The 24,613-nt window shown below is 73.1% G+C and carries 24 protein-coding genes and 1 pseudogene; 8 read left to right on the plus strand and 17 right to left on the minus strand.

Translation table 11 applies throughout. From position 1 onward, the window contains the following. Positions 1-24: 24 nt before the first annotated feature. On the minus strand, positions 25-936 hold the full coding sequence (locus ABZV77_RS22190; protein WP_356259392.1) for a DMT family transporter: 912 nt from the start codon (positions 934-936) through the stop codon (positions 25-27). Next, entirely contained in the window at positions 933-1,724 is a 792-nt protein-coding gene (locus tag ABZV77_RS22195; protein ID WP_356259395.1) for a phosphatase PAP2 family protein, read from the minus strand. The genes ABZV77_RS22190 and ABZV77_RS22195 overlap by 4 nt, the downstream gene beginning before the upstream one ends. A gap of 160 nt (positions 1,725-1,884) precedes the next feature. Between ABZV77_RS22195 and ABZV77_RS22200 the strand changes: the two genes are divergently transcribed. After that, positions 1,885-2,469: a TetR/AcrR family transcriptional regulator C-terminal ligand-binding domain-containing protein gene (locus tag ABZV77_RS22200; protein WP_356259397.1), complete on the plus strand. Its 585-nt coding sequence runs from the start codon at positions 1,885-1,887 to the stop codon at positions 2,467-2,469. Between the two features lie 162 nt (positions 2,470-2,631). On the opposite strand, the gene ABZV77_RS22205 is transcribed toward ABZV77_RS22200, so the two are convergent. The 4 genes from ABZV77_RS22205 to ABZV77_RS22220 form a co-directional block, all read right to left on the minus strand. Next, positions 2,632-3,624, minus strand: a complete 993-nt coding sequence (locus tag ABZV77_RS22205; RefSeq protein WP_356259400.1) for a DUF2510 domain-containing protein — start codon at positions 3,622-3,624, stop codon at positions 2,632-2,634. Between the two features lie 77 nt (positions 3,625-3,701). Then, complete coding sequence (locus ABZV77_RS22210) at positions 3,702-4,895, minus strand: anhydro-N-acetylmuramic acid kinase (RefSeq protein ID WP_356259402.1); 1,194 nt, start codon at positions 4,893-4,895, stop codon at positions 3,702-3,704. A 125-nt stretch (positions 4,896-5,020) separates the two neighbouring features. Beyond that, positions 5,021-6,007: an acyl-CoA dehydrogenase family protein gene (locus ABZV77_RS22215; protein WP_356259405.1), complete on the minus strand. Its 987-nt coding sequence runs from the start codon at positions 6,005-6,007 to the stop codon at positions 5,021-5,023. Continuing rightward, entirely contained in the window at positions 6,007-7,233 is a 1,227-nt protein-coding gene (locus ABZV77_RS22220) for an acyl-CoA dehydrogenase family protein (protein ID WP_356259408.1), read from the minus strand. Before ABZV77_RS22220 ends, ABZV77_RS22215 begins: the two co-directional genes overlap by 1 nt. Before the next feature lie 90 nt (positions 7,234-7,323). Between ABZV77_RS22220 and ABZV77_RS22225 the strand changes: the two genes are divergently transcribed. The 4 genes from ABZV77_RS22225 (at position 7,324) to ABZV77_RS22240 (ending at position 12,795) form a co-directional block, all read left to right on the plus strand. Beyond that, positions 7,324-8,106 carry an SDR family oxidoreductase gene (locus ABZV77_RS22225; RefSeq protein WP_356259410.1) on the plus strand — a complete coding sequence of 261 codons (783 nt, stop codon included), beginning with the start codon at positions 7,324-7,326 and terminating at the stop codon, positions 8,104-8,106. A gap of 99 nt (positions 8,107-8,205) precedes the next feature. After that, positions 8,206-8,793, plus strand: a complete 588-nt coding sequence (locus tag ABZV77_RS22230; protein WP_356260198.1) for a TetR/AcrR family transcriptional regulator — start codon at positions 8,206-8,208, stop codon at positions 8,791-8,793. Positions 8,794-8,839: 46 nt separating this feature from the next. After that, complete coding sequence (locus ABZV77_RS22235) at positions 8,840-9,997, plus strand: acetyl-CoA C-acetyltransferase (protein WP_356259413.1); 1,158 nt, start codon at positions 8,840-8,842, stop codon at positions 9,995-9,997. Positions 9,998-10,146: 149 nt separating this feature from the next. After that, the gene (locus ABZV77_RS22240; RefSeq protein ID WP_356259415.1) at positions 10,147-12,795 is read left to right on the plus strand and encodes an AAA family ATPase; all 2,649 of its coding nucleotides are present in this window, start codon (positions 10,147-10,149) and stop codon (positions 12,793-12,795) included. A gap of 85 nt (positions 12,796-12,880) precedes the next feature. On the opposite strand, the gene ABZV77_RS22245 is transcribed toward ABZV77_RS22240, so the two are convergent. Genes ABZV77_RS22245 through ABZV77_RS22260 form a run of 4 tightly spaced genes read right to left on the minus strand, consistent with a single transcriptional unit; the run spans position 12,881 to position 16,390 of the window. Continuing rightward, the gene (locus ABZV77_RS22245; protein ID WP_356260200.1) at positions 12,881-13,951 is read right to left on the minus strand and encodes a nitronate monooxygenase; all 1,071 of its coding nucleotides are present in this window, start codon (positions 13,949-13,951) and stop codon (positions 12,881-12,883) included. Between the two features lie 8 nt (positions 13,952-13,959). Then, the gene (locus ABZV77_RS22250; RefSeq protein ID WP_356259418.1) at positions 13,960-14,733 is read right to left on the minus strand and encodes a CoA-transferase; all 774 of its coding nucleotides are present in this window, start codon (positions 14,731-14,733) and stop codon (positions 13,960-13,962) included. Beyond that, a complete protein-coding gene (locus tag ABZV77_RS22255; protein WP_356259421.1) occupies positions 14,730-15,602 on the minus strand; it encodes a CoA-transferase in 873 nt (290 codons plus the stop codon). Before ABZV77_RS22255 ends, ABZV77_RS22250 begins: the two co-directional genes overlap by 4 nt. Beyond that, the gene (locus ABZV77_RS22260) at positions 15,599-16,390 is read right to left on the minus strand and encodes an enoyl-CoA hydratase family protein (RefSeq protein WP_356259423.1); all 792 of its coding nucleotides are present in this window, start codon (positions 16,388-16,390) and stop codon (positions 15,599-15,601) included. The genes ABZV77_RS22255 and ABZV77_RS22260 overlap by 4 nt, the downstream gene beginning before the upstream one ends. Before the next feature lie 69 nt (positions 16,391-16,459). On the opposite strand from ABZV77_RS22260, the gene ABZV77_RS22265 reads away from it, so the two are divergent. After that, on the plus strand, positions 16,460-17,224 hold the full coding sequence (locus ABZV77_RS22265) for an SDR family oxidoreductase (protein WP_356259426.1): 765 nt from the start codon (positions 16,460-16,462) through the stop codon (positions 17,222-17,224). Between the two features lie 21 nt (positions 17,225-17,245). Beyond that, complete coding sequence (locus ABZV77_RS22270) at positions 17,246-18,178, plus strand: SDR family oxidoreductase (RefSeq protein ID WP_356259429.1); 933 nt, start codon at positions 17,246-17,248, stop codon at positions 18,176-18,178. Positions 18,179-18,192: 14 nt separating this feature from the next. Here the strand turns inward: ABZV77_RS22270 and pcaD are convergent. From pcaD to ABZV77_RS22300, 6 genes and pseudogenes are all read right to left on the minus strand, one after another. After that, positions 18,193-18,951: pseudogene (gene pcaD, locus ABZV77_RS22275) on the minus strand (3-oxoadipate enol-lactonase); the annotation flags it as partial. After that, the gene (pcaB, locus tag ABZV77_RS22280) at positions 18,948-20,270 is read right to left on the minus strand and encodes a 3-carboxy-cis,cis-muconate cycloisomerase (protein WP_356259431.1); all 1,323 of its coding nucleotides are present in this window, start codon (positions 20,268-20,270) and stop codon (positions 18,948-18,950) included. The gene pcaB and the pseudogene pcaD, both read right to left, overlap by 4 nt. Then, positions 20,267-20,830: a protocatechuate 3,4-dioxygenase subunit alpha gene (gene pcaG, locus ABZV77_RS22285; RefSeq protein WP_356259434.1), complete on the minus strand. Its 564-nt coding sequence runs from the start codon at positions 20,828-20,830 to the stop codon at positions 20,267-20,269. The genes pcaB and pcaG overlap by 4 nt, the downstream gene beginning before the upstream one ends. Then, positions 20,830-21,540, minus strand: a complete 711-nt coding sequence (gene pcaH, locus ABZV77_RS22290) for a protocatechuate 3,4-dioxygenase subunit beta (RefSeq protein WP_356259437.1) — start codon at positions 21,538-21,540, stop codon at positions 20,830-20,832. Before pcaH ends, pcaG begins: the two co-directional genes overlap by 1 nt. Positions 21,541-21,605: 65 nt before the next feature. Continuing rightward, complete coding sequence (locus tag ABZV77_RS22295; protein ID WP_356259440.1) at positions 21,606-22,253, minus strand: CoA transferase subunit B; 648 nt, start codon at positions 22,251-22,253, stop codon at positions 21,606-21,608. Then, positions 22,253-23,008 carry a CoA transferase subunit A gene (locus tag ABZV77_RS22300; RefSeq protein WP_356259443.1) on the minus strand — a complete coding sequence of 252 codons (756 nt, stop codon included), beginning with the start codon at positions 23,006-23,008 and terminating at the stop codon, positions 22,253-22,255. Before ABZV77_RS22300 ends, ABZV77_RS22295 begins: the two co-directional genes overlap by 1 nt. 161 nt (positions 23,009-23,169) lie before the next feature. Between ABZV77_RS22300 and ABZV77_RS22305 the strand changes: the two genes are divergently transcribed. Then, complete coding sequence (locus ABZV77_RS22305) at positions 23,170-23,664, plus strand: MarR family transcriptional regulator (RefSeq protein ID WP_356259446.1); 495 nt, start codon at positions 23,170-23,172, stop codon at positions 23,662-23,664. Positions 23,665-23,670: 6 nt separating this feature from the next. On the opposite strand, the gene ABZV77_RS22310 is transcribed toward ABZV77_RS22305, so the two are convergent. Next, positions 23,671-24,612: a DUF3048 domain-containing protein gene (locus tag ABZV77_RS22310; RefSeq protein WP_356259448.1), complete on the minus strand. Its 942-nt coding sequence runs from the start codon at positions 24,610-24,612 to the stop codon at positions 23,671-23,673. Between the last annotated feature and the right edge of the window lies 1 nt (position 24,613).

Consider the following 24,613-nt stretch of genomic DNA (forward strand, 5'->3'; position numbering starts at 1 on the left):
GTTCTGCGTTTCAGAGACAGGCTCTCACGGCCGCGACAGATGCAGCGTGGCCGGTTCCACCGGCTGCCCTGGGATCGAGGTGAGGAACTCCGGGACGGGCTCGTGTGTGGGGGCCCTGGGCGAGCGAGTGAGCACCACGACTCCGTACGCCGCCACTGCCGCCCCCGCCACCGCGAGGAGGATGCCGCCGATCCCGCCCTGCAGCCGCTCGCCGAGCAGGGTCACGCCGATCACCGAGGCGGCGAGGGGGTTGGCGAGCGTCACGACGGCGAGGGGCGCGCCGAGGCCGCCGCGGTAGGCGGTCTGCGAGAGCAGGAGGCCCCCGGCGGCGAGCGCCGCCACGAGCAGCGCGACGATGACCACCTGCGGGCTGAGCAGCGGGCCCGAGCGGTCCGTCACGGCGACCGTCAGGGTCTGGGTGAGCGCCGACGCGACACCCGACGCGAAGCCGGACGCGGTCGCGTGCCGCAGTCCGGGGCGGGTCCCGGGACGGGACAGGAGGCCGATGACCGCCATGGTCGTGACGGCGACGGTCAGCGCCTCGGGCACGGTCAGGCTGTCGTCGGGCGCCGGTCCCGACGCGGTGAGCAGCAGCGCGCCGAGCCCGATGAGCGTGAGTCCCGTGCCGCGCCACTCCAGCCGCGTCACGCGGCGCCCCGCGAGCCGCGCGCCGAGCGGCACGGCGGCGACGAGGGTGAGCGCTCCCAGCGGCTGGACCAGCGTGAGCGGCCCGTACTTCAGGGCGGCCACGTGCAGCAGCGCCGCGGAGGCGTTGAGCCCGACGGAGGACCACCAGGCGCCACTGCCGAGCATCCGCAGGATCCCGCTCTCGCCCTCCTGGACGCGGGAGGCGAGCCGCTCCTGGGCGACAGCCGCGGCGGCGTACGCGGCCGCGGAGACGAGGGAGAGGGCGACGGCGAGCAGTGTGGCGTTCATCGGCCCGCCCCCGAGGTGATCAGTTCCGGTGCGGGCGCCGAGCGGCGCACGACCGGTGAGCGTCCGGGGCGGGGCAGGCGGATCACCGCGAGCGCGATGCCGAGCAGCACGGCCGCCGCGATCGCGTCGAGCCAGTAGTGGTTGGCGGTGCCCACCACCACGAGCAGGGTCAGCAGGGGGTGCAGCAGCCACAGCCAGCGCCACCGCGACGAGGTGGCGACGATCATGCCGACGGCGACCATCAGCGCCCAGCCGAAGTGCAGGGAGGGCATGGCGGCGAACTGGTTCGCCATGGTGTCGGTCGCGGGCTTGGCGGCGTACACCGAGGGCCCGTACACCTGCGCCGTGTCCACGAGGTGCGCGGCGTCCAGCATCCGCGGGGGAGCGAGCGGGAAGCCGAGGTGCAGCACGAGCGCGGCCGCGGTGAGCGCGGCGAGCACCCGGCGCGTCCACACGTAGTGCCGGGGCCTGCGCAGGTACAGCCAGACCAGGAACAGCAGGGTCGCCGGGAAGTGCACGGTCGCGTAGTACGTGTTGGCGACGTGGATCAGCGTGTCGCTGCTGAGCAGGGCGTCCTGCACGGCGCCCTCGCCGGGCAGGCGCAGGGCGCGCTCGGCGTCCCACACGCCGTGCGCGTTGTCGAAGGCCTCGCCGGTGTGGCCGTTGGCGAGCTGCCTGCCGAATTTGTAGACGAGGAAGAGTCCTACGACGAGGAGGAGCTCGCGGACGAGGGGCGGTCGGACCGTTATGTCCGGCTCCCGTTCGGCAGGCTCGGTTCGGGATTCCATCCCCCGGCCCCTTTACGTGATGACTGGGTAGTGCGGTGCTGAGCGAGGGATCGCCCCACTCATCGATACGCCAGTGTACCGATACGGAGGCGTACCGGTACACTGGCGTATCGAAAGGTGCCGATCCCGCAGGTCGGCCGCCGTACCCAGGAGAAGAGTCATGACGTCGACGTCGAACCGCTCGAAGATCACGCCGGAGCGTGAGCAGGAGTTCTACGACGCCGTCCTCGACCAGCTCCGCCGGTGCGGGTACGAGGCGCTGACCATGGAAGGCGTGGCCGCGAGCACGCGCTGCAGCAAATCCACGCTCTACCGCCAGTGGAAGACCAAGCCCCAGTTCGTGGCCGCCGCGCTGCGCGCCAATCGCTGTGTGCGGTTCGCGGGCATCGACACCGGCAGCCTCGCCGGGGACCTGCGGGAGGCGGCCCGCGCGGCCGGCGAGCAGTCGGGGCGCGACACGATGCTGGTCCAGGCGCTCAGCCACGCCGTTCTGCAGGACGCCGACCTGCAGCGGGTGCTGCGCGAGACGCTGGTCGAGCCGGAGCTGCAGGCCATGGCCGCGATCATCCGGCGGGGCGTCGAGCGCGGCGAGATCGCCGAGGGACACCCGGCGGTGGAGTTCCTCTCGGTGCAGCTGTTCGGCGTGGTGCGGGCCCGGCCGATCCTGGAGGGGGCGTACGCCGACGAGGAGTACGTGACCCGTTTCGTGGAGGCCTGCGTGCTCCCCGCACTGGGCCTCACTTGATCGTGGGCCCGGGTCCGGTTGGATGACGTGACCCGGGCTCGCCCGCGCCGCACCGTGGGGACGGGGGCGGCGCGCACCCCCGGGCCGGGCGGTGTTCCTCCTGAGCGGTGAGGAACCCCGCCCGGCCCCGTGGTGTGCGGAGCCGCACGTCCGGTGGGCGCGCTACACGTCCTGGCCGTTCCCGCCGCCGCTCTCGCCGACCGGGCCGGCCTTGATGCCCTTCGCGATCTTGTCCATGGCGGACTGCGAGGGGGCCTTGTCGTTGACGTCGATGCCCATGCGGACGATGACGATCTTCGACTTGTCGGCGGGGGACGGGAAGGCGAGCGACTCGACGTACCCGTCGTCGCTCTTCTCCGTGACGGCCTTCCAGCGGACGTAGTAGCCCTTCTGCCCCGCCACGGTGACGGTCTCGGAGGCCAGCACCTCGTGCGAGGTGATCTTGCCGTAGGTCTTGCCGCCGTATCCGGCCTTGGCGTTCTTCTTGATGTCCGCCTTGGCCGCCGCCTCGGGCGTCTCGGCGTCGAGCTTCAGCTGCTCGGCCGACTGCGAGAAGGCGCTGCCGCGGGTGCACTTCTCGCTCTTGTTGCCGGGGCACGGGATCGGGTCGGTCTGCACCCCGGCGCCGAACTGCGTGCTGCCGCCCTTCCAGCCGTCCGGCACGGGGATCTTGATGCCGTTCACCACGTCACTGGCGAAGCCCGGGTCCTGCTCGGGGGCCTGCGGGTCGGGCGCGCCCGGCGAACCGGGCGCCCGCGGCGACTCCGGGGAGCCCGGGTCCTGCGGTTCCTGTGGGACACCGGCCGACGGCTCCCTGACCGCGGAGCCGCCGCCGTCACCGTCGTCGTCGGAGGTCAGGGCGTACACGCCGCCGCCTATCCCGGCGAGGACGACGAGCACCACGCCCGCGGCTATCGCCACGCGCAGCTTGCGACGCGGGGCGGGGGCCGGGGGCGGGGCCTGGCCGGGGTACGCCGGGAAGGCCGACTGGGTCGGCTGGGTCTGCTGCGTCGGCTGTGCCGGGTGTGCCGCGGTGTCGGCGGTGGCACGGACCTGGTCCGTCCACGAGGTCCCGTCCCACCAGCGCTCGGTGGGAGGACCGTCGGCGGTCCGGCCGGGGTCGGGGTACCAGCCCGGGGGAGTCATCTGGGTCATGGCCGCCAGCGTATGAGCCCCGCGTGAAAGGCGGATGAGAGGGGCGCCACAATCCGGCCCCACTCAGAGCCTGTCTGCTACCGGCCCACATCTTCATGGCCGTTGACGACGAGCCGCACCGGCCCCGGGGCCTCCTCCGGCATCCGCGGCCACTGCGTCCCCCGCCGCCCCGGAGTGATCGAACCCAGCACGCTCGCGTGCCGGGCGCCCGTGCTCGCGGGGACGGTGCCGGGCAGCCCGTGCAGGGTCAGGAAACCGAGCACGGCGAAGGCATACGCCTCCTTCGCCGCGGAGGGCAGACCGAGCTCGCCGGACGTGCGCAGTGGCACCCCGTCGGCCAACTCCGCCAACTCCGCACGCAGGAAGGCCATCAGCACCGGGTTCTGCGTCCCGCCGCCGGAGGCGATGACTTCGGAGGCCCCCACCGAGCGGACGGCGTCGGCGACCGTGCGGGCGGTGAGGCGGGTGAGGGTGGCGACGACGTCCTCGGCGGGCAGCGCCTCGTACCCCTGCAACGCCGTACGCAGATACGGCAGGTGGAAGAGTTCCTTGCCCGTCGTCTTCGGCGCGGGCAGGGCGTAATAGGGCTCGTCCAGGAGCCGGGTGAGGAGTCCCTCGTCGACCGCACCGCGGGCGGCCAGTTCGCCGTCCATGTCGTACGCGAGGCGGCCGTCCGTCGCTTCGCGCACCGCGGCGTCCACGAGGGCGTTGGCGGGTCCCGTGTCGAAGGCGGTGCCGTCGGCGGCGGTGATGTTGGCGATGCCGCCGAGGTTCAGCGCGGCGGGGGTGCCGGGCCTGCCGCGCAGCCACATCCGGTCCACCAGGCTGACCAGGGGCGCGCCCTGGCCGCCCGCCGCGATGTCGCGGGGACGGAAGTCGGAGACCACCGGCAGGCCGGTCGCCTCGGCGATCCACGCGGGCTGCCCGATCTGCAGCGTGCCGTGCACCCGGCCGCCCTCGACCCAGTGGTAGACGGTCTGCCCGTGCGAGGCGACCAGCTCGGCCCGCCCGTCGCACAGCTCGCGGTCCGCCTCGACCGCGGCGGCGGCGAACGCCCGCCCGATGCCCGTGTCCAGGCGGCAGACCTCGGCGAGGCTGGTGGCGGCGGGCGGCAGCGCGGCGGCGAGCCCGGCGCGCAGCCCCTCGTCGTAGCCCCGGCTGATCAGCCCGAGGGGGGTGAGCGTCAGACGGTCGCCGTCGAGCGTCAGATCGGCGGCTGCCGCGTCGATCGCGTCGTACGAGGTCCCTGACATGAGCCCGATCACGCGCACGTGGGGCCTCCTTCTCGGTCGGCGCACCAATGAGCTTGATCATCGCATCCCGTGGGCCGCGGGCGACTTGTGTTCCCGGAAACGCGGCACGGGGTGCAGCGTTTCGCGGTGCGTCTCCTGGCGCGTCACTCGTGCGCCGCGAGGACCCGCCCCCGCCACACCCCCGGGTCCCCCCAGGCGCTCCGCAGCGCTCGCGCCTTGGTGAGCCACAGGGACAGGTCGAACTCCGCCGTGTACCCGATCGCCCCGTGCAGTTGGAGTGCGGCACGGGCCGCCCCGTACGCGGACTCGCCCGCCGACACCTTCGCCGCGGCGACATCGCCCGGCGCCATGGTCGTCGCGGCGCCGAACACCAGCGGCCGCGCGAACTCCAGGCGCACCAGCACGTCCGCGAGCCGGTGCTTGACGGCCTGGAACGTCCCGATCGGCGCCCCGAACTGGGCGCGCTGCTTGGCGTACGCGACGGTCCTTTCGAGCAGCGCGAGGCCGACGCCCAGCGACTGCGCGGCCGTGGCGAGCGCCGCCCAGGCGGTCGCGTGTCGCGCCGCCGCGGTCACGGCGGGCCCCGAGGCGAGCAGCTCCCCGCCGGGCAGGGGCGCGGCGAGGCGGCGCGCGGGGTCCAGGGACCGGCGCACACGCGCGTGCCCCGGCGCGAGCCGCAACTCACCGTCGGCCGCGGTCAGGACCAGGTCGGCGGCGTCCGCGTCCAGGGCGAGCGGGCCGCCCTCCGGCAACGTCAGCGTCGCGCTCGCCGCGCCCGAGGCCAGCGAGGGCAGGAAGCGCTTGGCGGGCTCCCGCTCGCCCGTCCCGGCGAGGTGGGCCAGGAGCGCGGCGGCCGCCACCGTCTCGACGACCGGCCCCGGCACTGCGTGCCGCCCCACCTCCACGAAGGCGACGGCCGTCTCCACGGGCAGCGGACCGACGCCCTCGTACTCCTCGGGGACCGGCAGCGCGAAGACGCCCGCGTCCGCGAGCCGCGCCCACACGGCCCGCCCCGGCGCGTGCTCGCCGACGCCCCACGCGCGTGCGGCCGCCACCGTGTCGGCCGCCGTGAGCATCGCGTCCAGGGACCGTGCGAAGTCCCGCTGCCCGTCGTCGAGGAGGAACCTCATCAGCGGCGTCCCTTCGGCAGGCCGAGCAGCCGCTCGGCGATGATGTCGCGCTGGATCTCGTTCGTCCCGGCGTAGATGGGACCGGCGAGCGAGAACACGTATCCCTCCATCCAGTCGGGGCCGCCCACGGGGGAACCGTCGAGCAACTCGCCGTCCGGGCCGAGCAGGTCGAGCGCCGTCTCGTGCAGCGCGATGTCGTACTCCGACCAGAAGACCTTGTTGAGGCTGGACTCGGCGCCGATCGTCTCGCCTGCCGTGAACCGTGAGGCGTTGGCCCAGGTGAACAACTCATAGGCACGGGCACCGATCACGGCATCGGCGACCCGGTCGCGCAGCGTTGTGTCGGCTGGGCCGCCTGGGCCGCCTGGGCCGCCTGGGCCGCCCGGGTCGGCCGGGTCGGCCTGCGTGCGCCACTGCCGCACCAGCCGGTCCGCGGCCGCGAGGAAGCGGCCGGGGGAGCGCAGTGTCAGGCCGCGTTCGTTGCCCGTGGTGGACATGGCGATCCGCCAGCCCTGTCCCGGCTCGCCGATCACGTCCTCGTCCGGCACGAAGACGTCGTCGAGGAAGAGCTCGGCGAAGGCGGGCTTGCCGTCCAGGCGTCCGACGGGACGGACCGTCACCCCGTCCGCGTCGAGCGGGAACATCAGGTACGTCAGGCCGTGGTGCGGCTTCTTCGGGCGCTCCCCGCCGGTCTCCTGCGGCTCGCTGCGGAACAGGCCGAACGCACGGTCCGCGAACGCGGCCCGCGACGACCACGTCTTCTGGCCGCTGATCAGCCAACCCCCGTCCGTGCGACGGGCGGTGGAGCGCAGAGACGCCAGGTCGGAGCCCGACTCGGGTTCCGACCAGGCCTGCGCCCAGATCACCTCGCCCGTCGCCATGGCGGGCAGCACCCGCGCGCGCTGTTCCTCGGTGCCGAAGTCGAAGAGGGTGGGCGCGAGGAGGTTGATGCCGTTCTGCGAGACCCGGCCCGGCGCCCCCGCCGCGTAGTACTCCTCCTCGAACACCAGCCACTTGACGATGTCGACGCCCTGTCCGCCGTACTCCTCGGGCCAGGACACCACCGACCAGCGGTCGGCCGCGAGCGTGTGCTCCCACTCCCTGTGGGCCGCGAACCCCTCCCCGGTCTCCAGTGAGGGCAGGGGCGCGGGCGGCACATGCGCGGCGAGCCACGCGCGCGCCCGCTGCCTGAACTCCCCCTCCCCGGCGGTGAAGTCGAGGTCCATCGGTGCCTCACTCCTTCGCTCTTCCCTAACAAGTGTTTGGTAGATTACCGTGGGGGTGCAGAGGAGTCGAGAGCCGGAATCGGAGAGCTCATGGATGCGCCCGCCTACGTTCCCGCGCACGACCTGCTCGCGGGCCGCACCGCCGTGATCACCGCGGCCGCCGGCGCGGGCATCGGCGGCGCCACCGCACGCCGCTTCCTGGAGGAGGGCGCGCGGATCGTCATCGGCGACGCCCACGCCCGGCGCACCAAGGAGTCGGTGGCGGCGCTCGCCGATGAGTTCGGCGCCGACCGGATCGACGGCATCCCCTGCGACGTCACCGACGCGGCACAGATCCAGGCGCTGTTCGAGCTGGCGGAGCGGCGCCACGGCCACCTCGACGTGGTGGTGAACAACGCCGGCCTCGGAGGCACCGCCGAGCTCACCGAGATGACCGACGAGCAGTGGGACAAGGTCATCGACGTCACGCTGAACGGCACCTTCCGCGCCACCCGCGCCGCCCTGCGCCGCATGCGGGCCGCGGGCCGGGGCGGCGTGATCGTGAACAACGCATCGGTGCTCGGCTGGCGCGCCCAGGCGGGTCAGGCGCACTACGCCGCGGCGAAGGCGGGCGTCATGGCCCTCACCCGCTGCGCGGCGATCGAAGCGGCCCCCCACGGCATCCGGGTCAACGCGGTCTCGCCGAGCCTCGCCCTCCACCCCCACCTCGCCAAGGTCACCTCGCCCGAGCTCCTCGAAGAGCTCACCGCGCGCGAGGCGTTCGGGCGCCACGCCGAGCCCTGGGAGATAGCCAACGTCATCGTCTTCCTGGCCAGCGGCTACTCCTCGTACATGACGGGGGAGACGGTCTCGGTCAGCAGCCAGCACGCGTAGGCGGAGAATGACCGTGTGTCGAACCCGAAGCAGCACTCCAGCAACCCGAAGCAGCCCGTCGGCAGTCCGAAACAGCCCGCAGGCAAGAAGAAGTCCCAGGTGAGCCCCTCACCCGAGCGGCGCCGCGAACTGCTCGGCATCGCCGCCGACGTCTTCGCCGAGCAGGGGTACAACGCGACCACGGTCCGCAAGATCGCCGACGCCGCGGGCATGCTCGCGGGCAGCCTCTACTACCACTTCGACTCCAAGGAGTCGATGCTCGAAGAGATCCTCCGCACCTTCCTCACCGAGCTGTGGGACGGGTACGACACCGTGCTCCGGGCCCAGCTCGACCCCCGTGCCACGCTCGAAGCCCTCGTCACCGAGTCCTTCCGGGAGATCGACCGGCACCGCGCCGCCGTCGCGATCTACCAGAAGGAGTCCAGGCACCTCGTCGCCCAGCAGCGCTTCCAGTACCTGGCGGAATCGCAGCAGCGCTTCGAGAAGACCTGGCTGACGACGCTGGAGCGCGGCGTCGCGGAAGGCGTCTTCCGCGACGACCTGGACGTCCGCCTCGCCTACCGCTTCGTGCGCGACACCGTCTGGGTCGCCGCGTCCTGGTACCGCCCCGGCCGCGGCCACAGCCCCGAGGAGATCGCCCGCCAGTACCTGTCGATGGTCCTGGACGGCATCTCCGTACGCACGTAGCAGGCGCGTCGTCGCACGGCGCGCCACGACCGAGGAGTACGCAGTCATGGCCGAGGCCTACATCGTCGAAGCGGTCCGCACCCCCGTCGGCAGGCGCAAGGGAGGCCTCTCCCAGGTCCACCCCGCCGACCTGGGCGCCCATGTGCTCAAGGCGGTCGTCGAGCGCAGCGGCGTCGACCCCGCCGCCGTCGAGGACGTCGTCTTCGGCTGCCTGGACACGGTAGGGCCGCAGGCGGGCGACATCGCGCGCACCAGCTGGCTGGCGGCCGGACTCCCCGAAGAGGTGCCCGGCGTCACCATCGACCGGCAGTGCGGATCGTCCCAGCAGGCCCTGCACTTCGCCGCGCAGGGCGTCCTGTCCGGCACCCAGGACCTCGTCGTCGCGGGAGGCACCCAGAACATGTCGATGATCCCCATCGCCTTCGCCTCCCGGCAGGCCGCCGAGCCCCTCGGCCTCACCCAGGGCCCCTACGCGGGCAGCGAGGGCTGGCGCGCCCGCTACGGCGACCGGCCCGTGAACCAGTTCCACGGCGCCCAGTTGATCGCCGAGAAGTGGGGGATATCCCGCCGCGACATGGAGGAGTTCGCGCTCCGCTCGCATCAACGGGCCGTCCGCGCCATCGACGAGGGCCGCTTCGACCGCGAACTCGTCGCCTACGGAGACGTCACCACCGACGAGGGACCGCGGCGCGACACCACCCTGGAGAAGATGGCGGGCCTCAAGCCCGTCCTCGGCGACGGCACGATCACCGCCGCCTGCTCCTCGCAGGTCTCCGACGGTGCGGCGGCGCTGCTCATCGCGAGCGAACGGGCCGTGCGGGAACACGGGTTGACGCCCCGCGCCCGCGTCCACCACCTCTCCGTGCGCGGCGAGGACCCCATCCGGATGCTCTCCGCGCCCATCCCCGCCACCGCGTACGCCCTCAAGAAGACCGGCATGAGCATCGCCGACATCGACCTCGTGGAGATCAACGAAGCGTTCGCTCCTGTTGCCCTGGCGTGGCTGAAGGAGACCGGCGCCGATCCGGAGAAAGTCAACGTCAACGGCGGTGCGATCGCACTCGGCCACCCCCTCGGCGCCACCGGCGTCAAGCTCATGACGACCCTCCTGCACGAACTGGAGCGCACCGGCGGCCGGTTCGGCCTCCAGACGATGTGCGAGGGCGGCGGCCAGGCCAACGTGACCATCGTCGAACGCCTCTGAAGGACCCGATGACGCACCCGGACCGTCCCCGGTGGGGCTTCTCCCTCACTCGTTGCGGGAGTACCTGCCCGGACCGCGCTCCATGGCGGCTCTGACCCGGCTAGTCTCGACTTCTGTACGTCGATTGAGCGACCCCGGGAGGTAGCGCGATGACGCAGGGACGGCCCGGAGGAGCCGCCTGGGCCCCGCTGTGGGAGCGCGACGTCGAGCTCGCCGCGGTGGCCCAGGCCGTCGACGAACTCTGTGCGGACTCGACGACGACGGGCGGCCTGCTCGCGTTCAGCGGCGAGGCAGGCATCGGCAAGACCGCACTGCTCAACGAAGTCCGCCGGATGGCGGAGGGCCGGGCCACGGTCTGGTCCGCGCGCGGCGGGGAAACGGTCACCTCCGTCCCCTTCAACGTCGTACGACAACTGCTGCAGCCCGCACTCGTCCACCTCACCCCCGACGAGGCACGCGAGTACTTCGGCGACTGCTACGACATCGCGGGCCCCGCCCTCGGCATAGCCGAGCCCGGCGGACGCCAGGCCGACCCGCAGGGCGTCTGCGACGGTCTCGTCGAAGCGGTCTCCCGGCTCTCGCGGCTGTACTGGCCCCTCATCCTCCTCATCGACGACGCGCACTGGGCCGACCAGGAGACACTGCACTGGCTGTCGGCGTTCGCCCAGTACCTGGACGATCTGTCCGTGCTCGTCGTGGTCGCCCGCAGGCCCGGCGAGGCCTCCGGCGACAGCGCACGCCACCTGGCCACCATCGGTGCGGAGGCCCGCTCGTTCAGCACGCTGCGCGCCCTCACCCCGGAGGCCGCGGCGGGCCTCACCCGCGCGACGGTCGGCGAGCACGCCGACGCCCCGTTCTGCCGCGAGGTCTGGGCCGTCACCGGCGGCAATCCGTACGAATCCGTCGAGCTCCTCGCCAAGGTCCAGGACAGCGAACTCGAACCGTCCGAGAGCTCCGCCGACGAACTGCGCGCCCTCAACCGCACGGCCCGCGGCCGCGGCCTCGTCGCCCGCCTCGAAGGCCTCGGCACCGACGCCACCCGCTTCGCCTGGGCCGCCGCCATCCTCGGCAGCGCCATCTCCGTCGACCTGGCGGGCTCACTCGCCGGAATGACGTCCGACAGCGCCGCACGCTGCGCGGAGTGCCTGTGCACGGCGCGCATCCTGGTCAGCGGCGACGAGGGCCTGGAATTCGTCCACCCCCTGATCGCAACCACCGTCTACCGCTCCATCCCGTCGGCCACCCGCACCGCGATGCACGGCGTGGCCGCCGCCGTCATCACGCACGACGGCAGGGGCGCCGCGGCAGCCTCCCCGCACCTCCTCGAAGTCCACCCGGACGACGACCCCGACCTCGTCGGGCAGCTGCGCGAGGCCGCCGCCGAACACCTCGCCGTCGGCGCACCCGACGCGGCGCGGCGCTGTCTGGAGCGGGCCCTGCGCGAGCCACCGCTGCCCGAGATCCACGCGCGCGTGCTCTACGAACTCGGCTGCGCCACCATGCTGACCTCACCCGCCACCACGATCAGGCACCTGCGCGAGGCCCTCTCGATGCGCGGCCTCGACCAGGACCTGCGCGTCGACGCGGTCTGCCGCCTGTCCCAGGCCTTCGTCCACAACGACCAGCTGGAAGAGGGCCTACGGGCCATCGCCGAGGAGGCGGGCAGGCTCGAACCGGGGCCCGCGCGGCTGCGCCTGCAAGCCGTGCACTACATGTGGGAGGGCATCCACGCGGGCGAGGAGGACTCGCCCGCACGGTCGCGGCGGCTCGCCACGCTCGCCGGACCCCTCGCGGGCCGCAACAACGCCGAGCGCGCCCTGCTGATCCTGCGCGCCTTCGACGCCATGACCCGCGGCGAGAGCGCCGAACTGGTCGTCGAGCTCTGCGACCGCGCGCTCGTCAACGGCCGCCTCGCGCCCGGACTCGGCTGGACGGACCCGGAATGGAGCTTCGAGCTCCGCCTGATGCTCGGCGGGTCGTACGCCTTCTCGGACCGTCTTGACCGCGCCGAGAGCCTGTTCACCGAGGCCGTGCGGGCCTACGAGACCGCGGGCTGGAGCGGCGGACATCTCTCCCTCTCGCACGCCTTCCTCGGCTATGTGTACCGCAGGCGCGGACGGCTGATGGACGCCGAGCGGTCGCTGCGCGAGAGCCTGCGCCTCGCCGACCGCGTCGGCCAGGGCCTGCCCATGCACTGGGAGGCGGCCAGCATGCTCATCGACACGCTGCTGGCGCGCGGCCACGTCACGGAGGCGGGCGCCGTCGCCGACCAGTACGGCTTCGCGCCGCCCTCCGCCTCCACGATCTACGTGCCCGACGCGCCGTCCGTACGCGGTCGGCTCCTGCTCGCCCTCGGGCGCACGAAGGACGGTCTCAACGAACTCGAAGCCACGGCGAAGGCGTTGACCGCCCGCGGCCAGTACAACACCGTCCTTGCGCCGTGGGCGTACGACCTCGCCCGTGCGCTGGCCCACGAGGATCCCAAGCGGGCGGCGCACCTCGTCTCGGACGCCCGCAGGCAGGCCGAGCGGTTCGGCACGGACACGGCGATCGGTGAGGCGCTGCGGTGCGCCGCGGCTCTGGAGACCGGGACGCGCGCGGTCGCGCTGTACCGCAAGGCCGCGTCGTACCTGGAGGCGTCTCCCTGTGCGTACGAACACGCGGTCGCCCGCGTCGAGTACGGCATCGCGGCGGAGTCCGTGCCGGAGCTGGAACGCGGGCTGACCCTGGCACGGACGTGCGGGGCGGACGGGCTTGCGGATCGGGCGTTGGATCATTTGGGGCTGGTTCATCGCTGAGTCTGGCCCCTGGGCCTTGGGCGGATTTTCTCTTGGCGCCCGGCGCCGGGGTGCTGTCTCGGGGCTCCGCCCCGGGCCCCAGTCCTCAATCGCCGGACGGGCTGAAACCCGCCGCGGCCGGGAGGCGGCTCAGAGTCTTGTCCGCCTCCCTCATCACGCGTTCCACCAGCTCCGCGCACGACGGGAGGTCGTCTATCAGGCCCGTGATCTGGCCCGAGGCCATCACGCCCGCCTCGGGGTGGCCGTCCACCATGGCGGACCGGAGCATCATGGGTGTGTTCGCCGCCAGGAGCACCTGGCTCCACGTCAGGTCCTTGCCGTGCCGCATCGCCAGGCCGTCGCGTGCCATCTGGCGCCAGCCCATCCCGGAGAGCTTCCGGAACGCCGCCGCGTGCCGCACCGCGCGCGTCAGCGAGGCGACCCTGCCCGACTTCTCCAGGCCCGCCACCAGCTCCGTGCGCAGCATCCGGTGCGGGAGGCCGTCCACGCGCGTCGTGACCGTGACGTCCTTGACCGAAGCCGCCAGATAGCGGGCCTTGACCGCGTCCGGCACCGTCGAGTCGGAGGTGAGCAGGAAACGGGTGCCCATGGCCACGCCCGCCGCGCCGTAGGCGAGGGCGGCGACCAGGCCGCGGCCGTCGTAGAAGCCGCCCGCCGCGATCACGGGGATCTCCACCGCGTCGACCACCTGCGGGAGCAGCACCGTGGTGGCGACCTCGCCCGTGTGGCCGCCGCCCTCGCCTCCCTGCACGATCACCGCGTCCGCACCCCACGCGGCCACCTTCTCGGCGTGCCGTCGCGCGCCGATCGACGGGACGACCACCACGCCCGCGTCCTTGAGCTCGGCGATCAGCTCCTTGGACGGCGCGAGGGCGAACGACGCCACCCGCACCCCTTCGTCGATGATGACCCGGACCCGGTCCCGCGCGTCGCCCGCGTCGGCCCGCAGGTTGACCCCGAAGGGCGCTGTCGTACGGGACTTCACCTCGCGGACGGCCGCGCGGAGCTGGTCGACCGTCATGGTCGCGGACGCCAGGATGCCGAGCGCCCCGGCGTTCGCGGTCGCCGAGACCAGGCGGGGACCCGCGACCCAGCCCATGCCGGTCTGCACGATGGGATGCCGGACACCGGTCAGTTCGGTCAACGCCGTCTTCAGGTTGGGGGTCATGCGCGCACCTCGCGGTCGCGCAGGCCGCGCGGGTCCACGACGTCCCGGATCAGCCGCAGCTCATCGGCGGTCGGCTCACGGGTGTACGGAACGCCGTCGTCCGGCACGGCAAGGGCGAACCCGGTGGCCTCGCGCACCTGGTCGAGCGTCACGCCCGGGTGCAGGGACACCACGCGCATCACGTGATCCGGTGTGCCGAAGTCGAAGACACCGAGATCGGAGACGACGCGGCGGAGATCGTGGAAGCGGGTCGCGGAGGGCCCGGCCGCGGCCGCACTGTCGTACCCGACGCCGCTGATCATGTCGACCTTCTCGACGAACACGCGCGGGGAATGCCTCGGGACCCAGTAACTCACGGGATTGTTGAGCGTGTTGACCGGGGCGCCGCGCACGCCGAGCAGCTGGCGCGTGGGGCGGGCCCAGTCGCCGATGCACGAGATGTTCTGGTTGCCGAAGCGGTCGAGCTGGCTCGCGCCCATCATCACGTGCCGCTTGCCGCCCATGACCATTGTCAGGTGCTTGCGGTACGGCAGCCATCCCTCGGTCACCGCCGACGTCGCGCCGACCGCGGGTACGTCGCCGATGAGCAGGGCCTCGCCGTCCGTGAGCAGCAGGTCGGGGGAGAAGGTCAGTCTGGCGAGGCGTGCCGCGACCGACGGGACCGTGCCCATGGGGGAGGCGAGGATCTCGCCGTCGGCCCGCCAGGCCTCCGCGCAGGCGATCACGCAGTACTCGGCGCGGGTGGCGGTGATCCGTCCCGTCTGTGTCATCGCTGCTCCTTGTGCCAGGTCTGGACAGCCAGTTGATAGTCCTTCTCGGTACCGGCGAGGAAGCGGCTCCGGAAGGCTTCCCAGGCCTCCGGGTCGGCCGCCGCCGTCGCATAGGCCTTCTGGAAGGGCTCGTCGCGGCCGTAGTCGGGCACGCAGGAGGTGAAGTGCGCGCCGCCGGGCGTCTCGGTCACGCCCGTCACCGTGTGCCGGGACACCAGCATCGTCTGGGGCGCGGCGTGGGCGGTGAGCTCGGCGGAGTCGACGATGCGTTCGCAGGAGACGTACGCGGTGTCGGCGGCCTCGCAGAACAGGTCGTCGAAGTACGGGTCGGGGCCCAGGTACTGGCCGTTGCCGAAGCGGTCGGCGCGGTTCATGTGCACCAGGGCCGCGTCCATCCGCAGGGCGGGCACGGCGACGAGCTCCTCCCCGTCCTCGTACGGCGAAGTGACCGTTCGCAGGTGGGGGTTGACGCGCAGGACGTCGGAGCCGAGGCCCGCGCGGATCGGCAGGAACGGCAGCCGCTGGACGCCCGCGGTGAGGCCCTGCATGAACATCGCCTCGTCCAGCTCGACGAGTTCGAAGTCCGCACGCTCGCGTGCCGCCCGGAAGTGCGGCTCCAAGGGGATCGAGTCCAGGGTCGTGAAGGCCGTGACCAGCTTGCGGATCCGGCCGGCCGCGGCGAGCAGGCCGATGTCCGGGCCGCCGTACGAGACGACGGTCAGGTCGGTGATGCCGGACCGCAGCAGCGCGCGCACCAGCGCCATCGGCTTCCGGCGCGAGCCCCAGCCCCCGATGCCGAGCGTCATGCCGCTCTCCAGGCGCCCCACGATCTCGTCGGGCGTCATCTTCTTGTCCCTCTGGCCGGTCATGTCGTGCCCTCCCGCTGTGTCCCCTGCGGCCCCTGTGTCCCCTGCGTCCTTTGCTGACCGAAGTCGTCGCGGACCCGGTCGGCCAGGCCGCTGAGGTTCGCCTCGAAGGTGAAGCCCTGCTCGAAGCGGTAGCTGCGGTGTACGTCGACGGGGTCGATGCCGTTGATCGCCGCCTTCGCGAAACGCAGCAGCGTGCCGTCCTTGCGGGCGATCTCGCGGGCCAGCTCCAGTGCGGCCTCGCGCAGTTCCGCGCGCGAGACGACCTGCCAGACGGAGCCGTGTGCGTGCAGGTCGGCGGCCGTCGCGGTGCGCGAGGTGTAGTACAGGGCGCGCATCAGGTGCTGCGGCACGAGGCGGGACAGGTGCGTGGCCGCGCCGAGCGCGCCCCGGTCGAGCTCGGGCAGGCCGAAGGTGGCGCCCTCGCTCGCCACGATCGCGTCCGCGTTCCCGACGAGGCCGATGCCGCCGCCCAGACAGAAGCCGTGCACGGCCGCGACGACGGGCACCTCGCACTCGTACACCGCCGAGAACGCTTCGTAGCACCCCCGGTTGGCGCCGATCAGTGCGGTGTGGCCGGTGTCGCGCTGCATCTCCTTGATGTCCACGCCCGCGTTGAACCCCCGGCCCTCGGCGGCGAGGACGACGCAGCGCGTCTCGGGGGCGCGGCCCGCCGCTCGGATTGCGTCCGCCAGGTCGTACCAGCCCTGCACCGGGAGGGCGTTGACGGGTGGGTAGTCGACGGTGACGACGGCGATGCCCTTGTCCGGGGCGTAGGTGGAGACAGACATCAGACGATCCGCTACCTTTCAACCCACAGGCTTTCAACCAAACATTTGTTAGTTGGAAAGGTAGCAGCGATGACTGACACACGACAGGTGGTCGTCGTGACCGGCGGCACCCGGGGCGTCGGTGCCGGAATCGCCCGGAGCTTCCTCGCCGCCGGGGCGCGGGTCGTGATCTGCGCCCGCAGGCCGCCGGACGAGCCCGTCGAAGAGGCGGGCGAGAGAGCCGAGTTCAGGACGCTCGACCTGCGGGACGCGGCGGCGGCCGCCGCCTTCTTCGCCCAAGTGGCCGCCGAGCACGGGTCGGTGGACGGTCTGGTGAACAACGCGGGCGGCACACCGTTCGGGTTGCTCGCCGAGTCCACTCCGGCCCGCCAGGCGAAGATCGTCGAACTGAACCTGCTCGCCCCGCTCCACGCCTCCCTCGGCGCCTATGAGGTGATGCGCCGTCAGGAAGCCGGTGGCAGCATCACCATGATCGGCAGCGTCAGCGGGACCCGGCCCTCGCCCGGCAGCGGGGCCTATGGAGCGGCCAAAGCGGGCCTGGAGAACCTCGCGGGGACCATGGCCGTCGAATGGGCCCCGGCCGTGCGCGTCAACACGGTGGTCCTCGGCCTCGCCCGCACCGAGAGCGCGGCCCTCCACTACGGCGACGAGGAGGGTATCGCCCAAGTCGCCCGCACCGTCCCGCTGGGCCGCCTCGCCGACCCCTCCGACGTCGGCGACGCCTGCGTCTTCCTCGCCTCCGACCGCGCCCGGTACATCAGCGGCGCCGCGCTCCGGCTGCACGGCGGCGGCGAACGCCCCGCGTTCCTGGCCGCGGCGTCCGTCAACCACTGAACGCAACCGAGGAGTTCCGTCATGACGTCAGCCGCTACTCCCACGTCCGGGCTCTGCGCAGGCCGCGTCGTGCTCGTCACCGGTGCGGGCCGCGGCCTGGGCCGGGCCCACGCGCGCGCGTACGCCGCCGAGGGCGCCCGGGTCGTCGTCAACGACCTCGGCGTGGGCCCCGACGGGTCGGGAGGATCGGGCGGGCCCGCCCACGAGGTCGTCGAGGAGATCCGGGCGGCGGGCGGCGACGCCGTCGCGCACGGCGGCGACATCGCGACCTCCGAGGGCGCCGCCTCCCTGGTGCGGACCGCACTCGACACGTACGGCCGCCTCGACACCCTGGTCAACAACGCGGGGTTCCTGCGCGACCGGATGCTGGTCAACCTCGACGAGGACGCCTGGGACGCCGTGCTGCGCGTCCACCTCAAGGGGCACTTCCTCCCCCTCAAGCACGCGGGTGCGCACTGGCGTGCCGAGGCCAAGGCGGGCCGCACCCCGCATGCGTCCGTGATCAACACCAGCTCCGGAGCGGGCCTCCTGGGCAGCGTCGGGCAGGGCAACTACAGCGCGGCCAAGGCCGGAATACTCGGCCTGACCCTCGTGGCCGCCGCGGAACTCGGTGCCTACGGAGTGCGGGTGAACGCCATCGCGCCCGCCGCCCGCACCCGTATGACGGAGCAGACCTTCGCCGACACGATGGCCGCCCCCGAGGGCGGCGCCTTCGACGCGATGGCCCCGGAGAACGTCTCCCCCCTCGTCGTCTGGCTCGGCTCCACCGCCTCCGCGGGGATCACCGGCCGCGTCTTCGAGGCCGAGGCGGGCCGCATCACCGTCATGGAGGGCTGGCGCCCCGGCCCGACCGCGGACAGGGGTGCCCGGTGGACCCCGGCGGAGGCGGGCGAGACGGCGCTGAAGCTGCTCGCGGACGCGGAGGTGCCGCAGCGGGTGTACGGGGCGCGCTGACCGCGTCCCTAGGCGCCCGCGAAGTGGGCGAGCAGCGCCTCCGCGACCGCTTCGGGGCGCTCCGCCGGTGCCAGGTGCGAGGCGCCCGCGAGCTCCACGAGGGAGGCGTGCGGCACCGCTTCGGCGATCTCCCGCGCGTGGGCGGGCGGTGTCGCCGGGTCCTCGCGCCCGGCGACGGCCAGCGTGGGCACCCGGATCGACGCGAGTGCACCCCGCATGTCGTACGTGGCCAGGGCGTCGCAGCACGCGGCGTACGCGCCGGGATCGGCCGACCGGAGGTCCGCCACGAGGCGGGGCACCGTGAATCCGGGCGTGAACCAGCGCTGCGGCGCGGAGTCCGCCAGCCCGGCAAGACCCTCGCGGCGCGCCAGCGCGGCCCGTTCCCGCCACGGCCCGTCCCCGCCGAAGTGCGCCGATGAGCAGAGCACGGCGAGCCGCGCCACCCGCTCGGGGTGCCGGGCCGCGAGGTGCAGCCCCACGGCGCCGCCGAGCGAGACACCGGCGTACGCGAAGCGGTCGATGCCGAGCGAGTCGGCGAGCGCGAGGACGAGTCCGGCGAGGTCGGCAACTGTCGCGCCGGGGCCGACCAGGTCCGCGGGGGAGCCGCCGTGGCCGGGCAGGTCCCAGCGCACGATGCGGTGGGCGGCGCAGAGTTCGGGTGCGACGGCGTCCCACAGGGCCGTGGAGGTGCCCAGGGCGGGCCCGAGGAGGAGCGGGGGCCCGGCACCCTCGACGGTGTGGTGCGGCAGCCTGCCGCCCGGTCCGGTGGTCAACGTCGCTCCAGAGCACGGTCGGTGAGGTCACCGGCGTAACCGGTGTAGTGCGTGGGGTCGGTGAGCGCGGCGAGGTCGATGTCCTGGAGGGCGGGCTCCTCGGCGAGGACGTCCGCGAGCGTGCGCCCCTCGGCGCGGGCGCGCCTCGCCGCTCCGGTCAGCAGCTGCTGCGCGGCGGCCCTGCCGAACACGGGCGCGAGCTCGGCCGCCACCCGCTCCGAGGCGATCAACCCGCCGGTGAGGGCGAGGTGTTCGCGCATCGCCTCCGGGTGCACGCGCAGCCCCTCGACGAGCTCCGCGCCGTCCCGGGCCGCGCCGCCCGCCAGCCGCAGCAGGTCCCGCAGCGGCTCCCACTCGGCGTGCCAGGCGCCCGCGGGACGCTCGTCCTCGGCGACGAGCGAGCCGAAGAGGGTGGCCGCGAGGCCGGGTGCGCGGCGGGCGGCAGCGGCGATGAGCGTGGCGCGTACGGGGTTGGTCTTGTGCGGCATCGCGGACGAGCCGCCGCCCGCGCCCTCGGAGAGTTCGGCGATCTCGGTGCGGGACAGGGTGAGCACGTCGGCCGCCAGCTTGCCGAGGGCGCCCGTGGTGAGCGCGAGGACGGAGGCGAGATCGGCGACGGGAGTGCGGAGGGTGTGCCAGGGCAGCTCGGGTGCGCGCAGGGAGAGTTCGCGGGCGAAGGCCGCGGTGAGTGCCTCGCCACCGCGACCGCACTCCCCGTCCGCCCGGAAGGCCGCCAACGTACCGGCCGCGCCGCCCAGTTGGACCGGCAGGCTGGCACGCACGCGGGCGAGACGGTCCCGCGCGTCGAGGATCAGCGAACGCCAGCCCGCGGCCTTCAGGCCGAACGTCGTCGGGACCGCGTGCTGCGTGAGGGTGCGGCCCGGCACGGCCGTGTCCCGGTGCGTGGCGGCGAGGCGAGTCAGGGCGCGCTCCGTGCGGTCCAGATCCGCGCGGATCAGGTCCAGGGTCCGTGCGGACAGCAGCATCAGCGCGGTGTCCAGAATGTCCTGGCTCGTCGCGCCCCGGTGCACATGGGGCGCCACCTCGGCGGGCACCGCCGCTGTCAGCGCCGCCACCAGCGGGATCACCGGGTTTCCGCTCTCCCGGGAGCGGAGGGCGACGTCCTGCGCGTCGAACCGGCCGACGTCCGAGGCCGCTTCCCGCACCGCTGCCGCCGCGTCCGGGGGCGTCAGGCCCACCGCGGCACGGGCGTCGGCCAGTGCGGCCTCGGCGGCCAGCAGGGCCTCCAGGAAGGCCAGGTCGGAGGTTGCGACGGTGGCGGGCGAGTCGGCCAGGACCGGCGCGAACAGGCCGTTCATGCGGGCCCCGTCGGGAAGTCCAGGAAGACCGTCTCGGCGGCCCCTTGGAGGTGGATGTCGAACCGGTACGTCCGGGGCGCCTCGCTCCGGGCGACCAGGGTGGCCCGCTCCGCCGCGTCCAGGGAGCCGAGCAGCACGTCACCGGGCTCGTCCACCAAGTACGCCCGTGTGTACAGGTGGTGCAGCAGACCGCGGGCGAAGACGGCGAGCGAGATGTACGAGACGCCGCCCGGCGGCAGCGTCCGCACGGCCCAGTGCCCGTCGGCGTCGGTCGGAACCCGGCCGAACCCGGTGAACGCGACGCCGTCCCGTCCCGCCACCAGCCCCGTCACGGGGTCGCGCCGCAGCGAGCCGGGGACGCCCGCGCGTGCGCCGTCGGGTCCGGGCTGCCAGGTCTCGATCAGCGCGTCGGGCACGGGCTGCCCCTCGCCGTCGAACACGTGACCGTGCAGCGTGATGGTGTCGGGGTGCCCGACGGGGGCCACGTCGCCGCCGCGCGGGAAGGGCAGCGCATGGCCGTAGAAGGGGCCGACGGTCTGGGAGGGCGTGGGAGCGGGCATCAGTGGTCGTCCTCCTCGAAGGGCGTCGCGGACGGGCCGTCCAGGACGATGTCCCAGCGGTGGCCGAGCGACCACTCGGGGACGGACAGGTCGTGGTCGTAGGCGCAGACGAGGCGCTGCCGCGCCGACTCGTCGCTCACCGAGCGCAGGATCGGGTCGTACGGGAAGAGCGGGTCGCCGGGGAAGTACATCTGTGTCACCAGGCGCTGGGCGAACGCCGTGCCGAAGAGCGAGAAGTGCAGGTGCGCGGGGCGCCAGGCGTTGGTGTGGTTGCGCCACGGATAGGCGCCCGGCTTGACGGTCGTGAAGGAGTACGCGCCGTTGTCGTCGCTCAGACAGCGGCCGAAGCCCGTGAAGTTGGGGTCGAGCGGTGCCGGGTGCCGGTCCAGCTGGTGCGCGTACCGGCCCGAGGCGTTGGCCTGCCACAGCTCGACGAGCTGGCCGCGCACGGGCCGTCCCCGGCGGTCGAGCACCCGGCCGCTCACGGTGATGCGCTCGCCCAGCGGCTCGCCCGGGTGCTGCCGCGTCAGGTCGCTGTCCAGGGCGGCCACGTCGGTGACGCCGAACGCGGGGCCGCTCAGCTCCACCGCCTCCGGGTCGCGCAGCGGGACCAACGGCCGCTTGGGGTGGCGCAGCCGACTGCTGCGGTACGGCGGATGGTCGCGGGGCGGGTGGTGTTCGGCGGCCGTCCCGGCAGTGGTGAGGGTCATCTCTTGTGGCTCCGTACGACGTAGTAGCGGTGTCGGAGAAGTGCGATGTCACCGACGGCGTGCGCTCACGACGGAAAGCCGTCCGGGACGTGGATCTCGGCCGCCGTCTTCGATGCGATCTCCTCGGCGGAGACGCCCGGCGCCGCCTCGACCAGCTCCAGACCGCGCCCCGTCACCTCCAGGACCCCGAGGTCGGTGACGATCCGGTCGACGCAGCCCTTGCCGGTCAGCGGCAGCGCGCACTCGTCGAGGATCTTCGCCGAGCCGTCCTTCGCGGTGTGCGTCATGACGACGATGACGGTGCGGGCGCCGTGCACGAGATCCATCGCCCCGCCGATCCCGGTGATCATCTTGCCGGGGACCGCCCAGTTGGCGAGGTCCCCGCGCGCGGAGACCTGCATCGCGCCCAGCACGGCGACGTCGATGTGGCCGCCGCGGATCATCCCGAAGGAGAGCGCCGAGTCGAAGAAGGAGGCGCCGGGCCGCACGGTCACGGTCTCCTTGCCCGCGTTGATCAGATCGGGGTCGACCTCCGCTTCGGTGGGGTAGGGGCCCACGCCGAGAATGCCGTTCTCCGACTCCAGGACCACTTCCACGCCCGGCGGCAGATGGCTGGGGAGCAGCGTGGGCAGACCGATGCCGAGGTTCACGTACTGGCCGTCGCGGAGTTCGCGCGCGGCGCGGGCGGCCATCTCCTCACGGGTCCAGGCCATCAGCCGCGCACCGTCCGCCGCTCGATCCGCTTGTCCGCCGCCTGCTCGGAGGTGAGCGCCACCACCCGGTGTACGAAGATCCCCGGCAGGTGCACCGCGTCCGGGTCGATGTCGCCCGGCTCCACCAGCTCCTCGACCTCCGCGACGGTCACGCGTCCGGCCATCGCGGCGAGCGGGTTGAAGTTGCGGGCGGATCTGCTGAAGACGAGGTTGCCGTGCCGGTCGCCCTTGGCGGCGCGCACCAGCGCGCAGTCGGTACGGATGCCACGCTCAAGGACGTACGGCGTGCCGTCGAACTCCCGCACCTCTTTGGCCGGGGAGGCGAGCGCGACCCCGCCGTGCCCGTCGTGGCGCAGGGGGAGCCCGCCGTCGGCGACCTGGGTGCCCACTCCGGCCGGGGTGTAGAACGCGGGGATGCCCGCGCCGCCCGCCCGCAGCCGCTCGGCGAGTGTGCCCTGCGGGATCATCTCGACCTCCAGCTCGCCGCTGAGGTACTGCCGTGCGAACTCCTTGTTGGAGCCGATGTAGGAACCGGTCACGCGGGCGATCCGGCCCGCCGCCAGGAGGACGGCGAGCCCCGAGTCCATCGCCCCGCAGTTGTTGGACACGACGCGCAACTCCGCCGCGCCGGACGCGTGCAGTGCACGGATCAGCTCGTTCGGCACACCGCTCAGCCCGAATCCGCCGACCGCGACCGACGCGCCGTCACGGACGTCGGCCACCGCGTCGGCAGCCGTGGCCATCACCTTGTCCATCCGCGCGGCCTCCCTTTTCACATCTCTCATTGATCAGGGCACTGACTATTCCGGCGAGGATAGGCCGATGCCAACTACCTCGCAAGGGCAGGTCACTTGAGAGGCGGAGGGAGGTATTGTTCAGTGCACCGACGGAAAATGGACCGGAAGGGAGGGACCCCATGAGGGCCGTGGATCTCGCCACCCACCCCGGGCATCTCGCCCGGCGGCTGCAGCAGGCGCATCACCTGCTGTGGAACACGATGGTGTCCGAGGAGACCACCTCGCCGCAGTACGCCGTCCTCAACGCCCTCGTCGCCGAACCGGGCCTCGACCAGCGCACGGTGGGGGAGCGGGTGGGCCTCGACCGGTCCACCATCGCCGAGGTCGTCGCCCGGCTGATCCGCCGGGAGCTGCTGGCCAAGGTGCGGGACCCGCGGGACGGCCGTCGCTGCCTGCTGCGCGTCACCGACGAGGGTTTGCGCACGCACGCCAGGCTGACCGTGCGGACCGCCCGGATGAACCAGGTGCTCCTCGCCCCGCTCTCCGCCGGGGAGCAGTCCGTCTTCCTCGATCTGATCCAGCGGGTCGCGGACGCGGCGGAGAAGCTGCGCGACCCCCTGGCACCGGCCGTGACATCGGGCGTGGCACCGGCCGTGGGGCGCGGCACGGACTGACGACGCTCACGCCTTCGCGTACACGACCCACACCTGCCCCTTCGCGAACGGCAGTTGACGGCCGTCGGCCGTCGTGAACTCCGTGCCGCTCTCGGCCGACGGACGCTTCCACCGCGCCTTGTAGGCGCGCCCGTCCCGCAGGACGCTCGCGGAACCCTGGCCGACCGTCTCGGTGAACGGCGAGACGCTGCCCGAGCGGTCGTGGAAGCGTGACGGCCGCACCTTCACGTACTGCACGACGACCGTCGAGGCGCTCAGCTCCTTGCCGCCGGACGTCCGCGCCCGCTCGCCGTCCATCGCGATGCGCCAGCGTCCCTCGTACTCCACCCAGGTGAAGGTGAAGCGCGCGGCGGGGAAGCGGACCGTCCGCGTGGTCTGCGGTGTGCCGCCCTCCGGGCGGGGGCCGAACCGGAATCCGGCGTCGGCCAGGGCGCCCGGGCGCGGGTTCACCTTCAGGGCGTCCGGGCGTACGAGGAGATTGTGCGGCGCGGGCTTCCCGCCGCCCCGGTAGTAGGCGCCCGCGGGTGCCTTGCCGGGCGGCAGCGCCCGCAGGGGCGCGTCGGCGATCAGCGGCAGGAGCTTGGACTGCGCCCCGGAGAACGCGAGCGCGGGACGGTCGAACTGCCGCAGCAGTTCGAGATCCGTCTCCCGCGCGCTGCGCACCGGGCCGACGACGGGCGGCAGGCGGGACGCGAAGACCGCCATCAACCGGCTGAGTCCCGCCTCCACCTGCTCGGCATAGACGACGTCCGCGGCGTCCAGACCCGTCTGCGGGCGGGCCGGGGCGACGTTGTCGACCTTCACGGCGAGCACGTCGCCGCCCTTCCCCGCCGACGGACTCTTGCCGTCGGCGGGCTCGATCGTGCAGCCGGACACCAGGGCGGCGAGCACGAGAGCCACCGCCGTCCCGGTCCCGGTCCTGGTCCGTGTACGCGTCCGCCGTCTCATG

Source organism: Streptomyces sp. NPDC004732, assembly GCF_040609235.1.
Classification (GTDB): Bacteria; Actinomycetota; Actinomycetes; order Streptomycetales; family Streptomycetaceae; genus Streptomyces.

What these genes read in the sequence shown, in the direction of transcription:
- pcaB (WP_356259431.1), bottom strand. Translation starts at nt 20,270, where the DNA reads ATGAACGGCCTGTTCGCGCCGGTCCTGGCCGACTCGCCCGCCACCGTC.
- ABZV77_RS22195 (WP_356259395.1), bottom strand. Translation starts at nt 1,724, where the DNA reads ATGGAATCCCGAACCGAGCCTGCCGAACGGGAGCCGGACATAACGGTC.
- ABZV77_RS22215 (WP_356259405.1), bottom strand. Translation starts at nt 6,007, where the DNA reads ATGAGGTTCCTCCTCGACGACGGGCAGCGGGACTTCGCACGGTCCCTG.
- pcaH (WP_356259437.1), bottom strand. Translation starts at nt 21,540, where the DNA reads ATGACCCTCACCACTGCCGGGACGGCCGCCGAACACCACCCGCCCCGC.
- ABZV77_RS22205 (WP_356259400.1), bottom strand. Translation starts at nt 3,624, where the DNA reads ATGACCCAGATGACTCCCCCGGGCTGGTACCCCGACCCCGGCCGGACC.
- ABZV77_RS22220 (WP_356259408.1), bottom strand. Translation starts at nt 7,233, where the DNA reads ATGGACCTCGACTTCACCGCCGGGGAGGGGGAGTTCAGGCAGCGGGCG.
- pcaG (WP_356259434.1), bottom strand. Translation starts at nt 20,830, where the DNA reads ATGCCCGCTCCCACGCCCTCCCAGACCGTCGGCCCCTTCTACGGCCAT.
- ABZV77_RS22305 (WP_356259446.1), top strand. Translation starts at nt 23,170, where the DNA reads ATGAGGGCCGTGGATCTCGCCACCCACCCCGGGCATCTCGCCCGGCGG.
- ABZV77_RS22260 (WP_356259423.1), bottom strand. Translation starts at nt 16,390, where the DNA reads ATGTCTGTCTCCACCTACGCCCCGGACAAGGGCATCGCCGTCGTCACC.
- ABZV77_RS22295 (WP_356259440.1), bottom strand. Translation starts at nt 22,253, where the DNA reads ATGGCCTGGACCCGTGAGGAGATGGCCGCCCGCGCCGCGCGCGAACTC.
- ABZV77_RS22300 (WP_356259443.1), bottom strand. Translation starts at nt 23,008, where the DNA reads ATGGACAAGGTGATGGCCACGGCTGCCGACGCGGTGGCCGACGTCCGT.
- ABZV77_RS22190 (WP_356259392.1), bottom strand. Translation starts at nt 936, where the DNA reads ATGAACGCCACACTGCTCGCCGTCGCCCTCTCCCTCGTCTCCGCGGCC.
- ABZV77_RS22225 (WP_356259410.1), top strand. Translation starts at nt 7,324, where the DNA reads ATGGATGCGCCCGCCTACGTTCCCGCGCACGACCTGCTCGCGGGCCGC.
- ABZV77_RS22270 (WP_356259429.1), top strand. Translation starts at nt 17,246, where the DNA reads ATGACGTCAGCCGCTACTCCCACGTCCGGGCTCTGCGCAGGCCGCGTC.
- ABZV77_RS22310 (WP_356259448.1), bottom strand. Translation starts at nt 24,612, where the DNA reads ATGAGACGGCGGACGCGTACACGGACCAGGACCGGGACCGGGACGGCG.
- ABZV77_RS22265 (WP_356259426.1), top strand. Translation starts at nt 16,460, where the DNA reads ATGACTGACACACGACAGGTGGTCGTCGTGACCGGCGGCACCCGGGGC.
- ABZV77_RS22250 (WP_356259418.1), bottom strand. Translation starts at nt 14,733, where the DNA reads ATGACACAGACGGGACGGATCACCGCCACCCGCGCCGAGTACTGCGTG.
- ABZV77_RS22235 (WP_356259413.1), top strand. Translation starts at nt 8,840, where the DNA reads ATGGCCGAGGCCTACATCGTCGAAGCGGTCCGCACCCCCGTCGGCAGG.
- ABZV77_RS22200 (WP_356259397.1), top strand. Translation starts at nt 1,885, where the DNA reads ATGACGTCGACGTCGAACCGCTCGAAGATCACGCCGGAGCGTGAGCAG.
- ABZV77_RS22240 (WP_356259415.1), top strand. Translation starts at nt 10,147, where the DNA reads ATGACGCAGGGACGGCCCGGAGGAGCCGCCTGGGCCCCGCTGTGGGAG.
- ABZV77_RS22255 (WP_356259421.1), bottom strand. Translation starts at nt 15,602, where the DNA reads ATGACCGGCCAGAGGGACAAGAAGATGACGCCCGACGAGATCGTGGGG.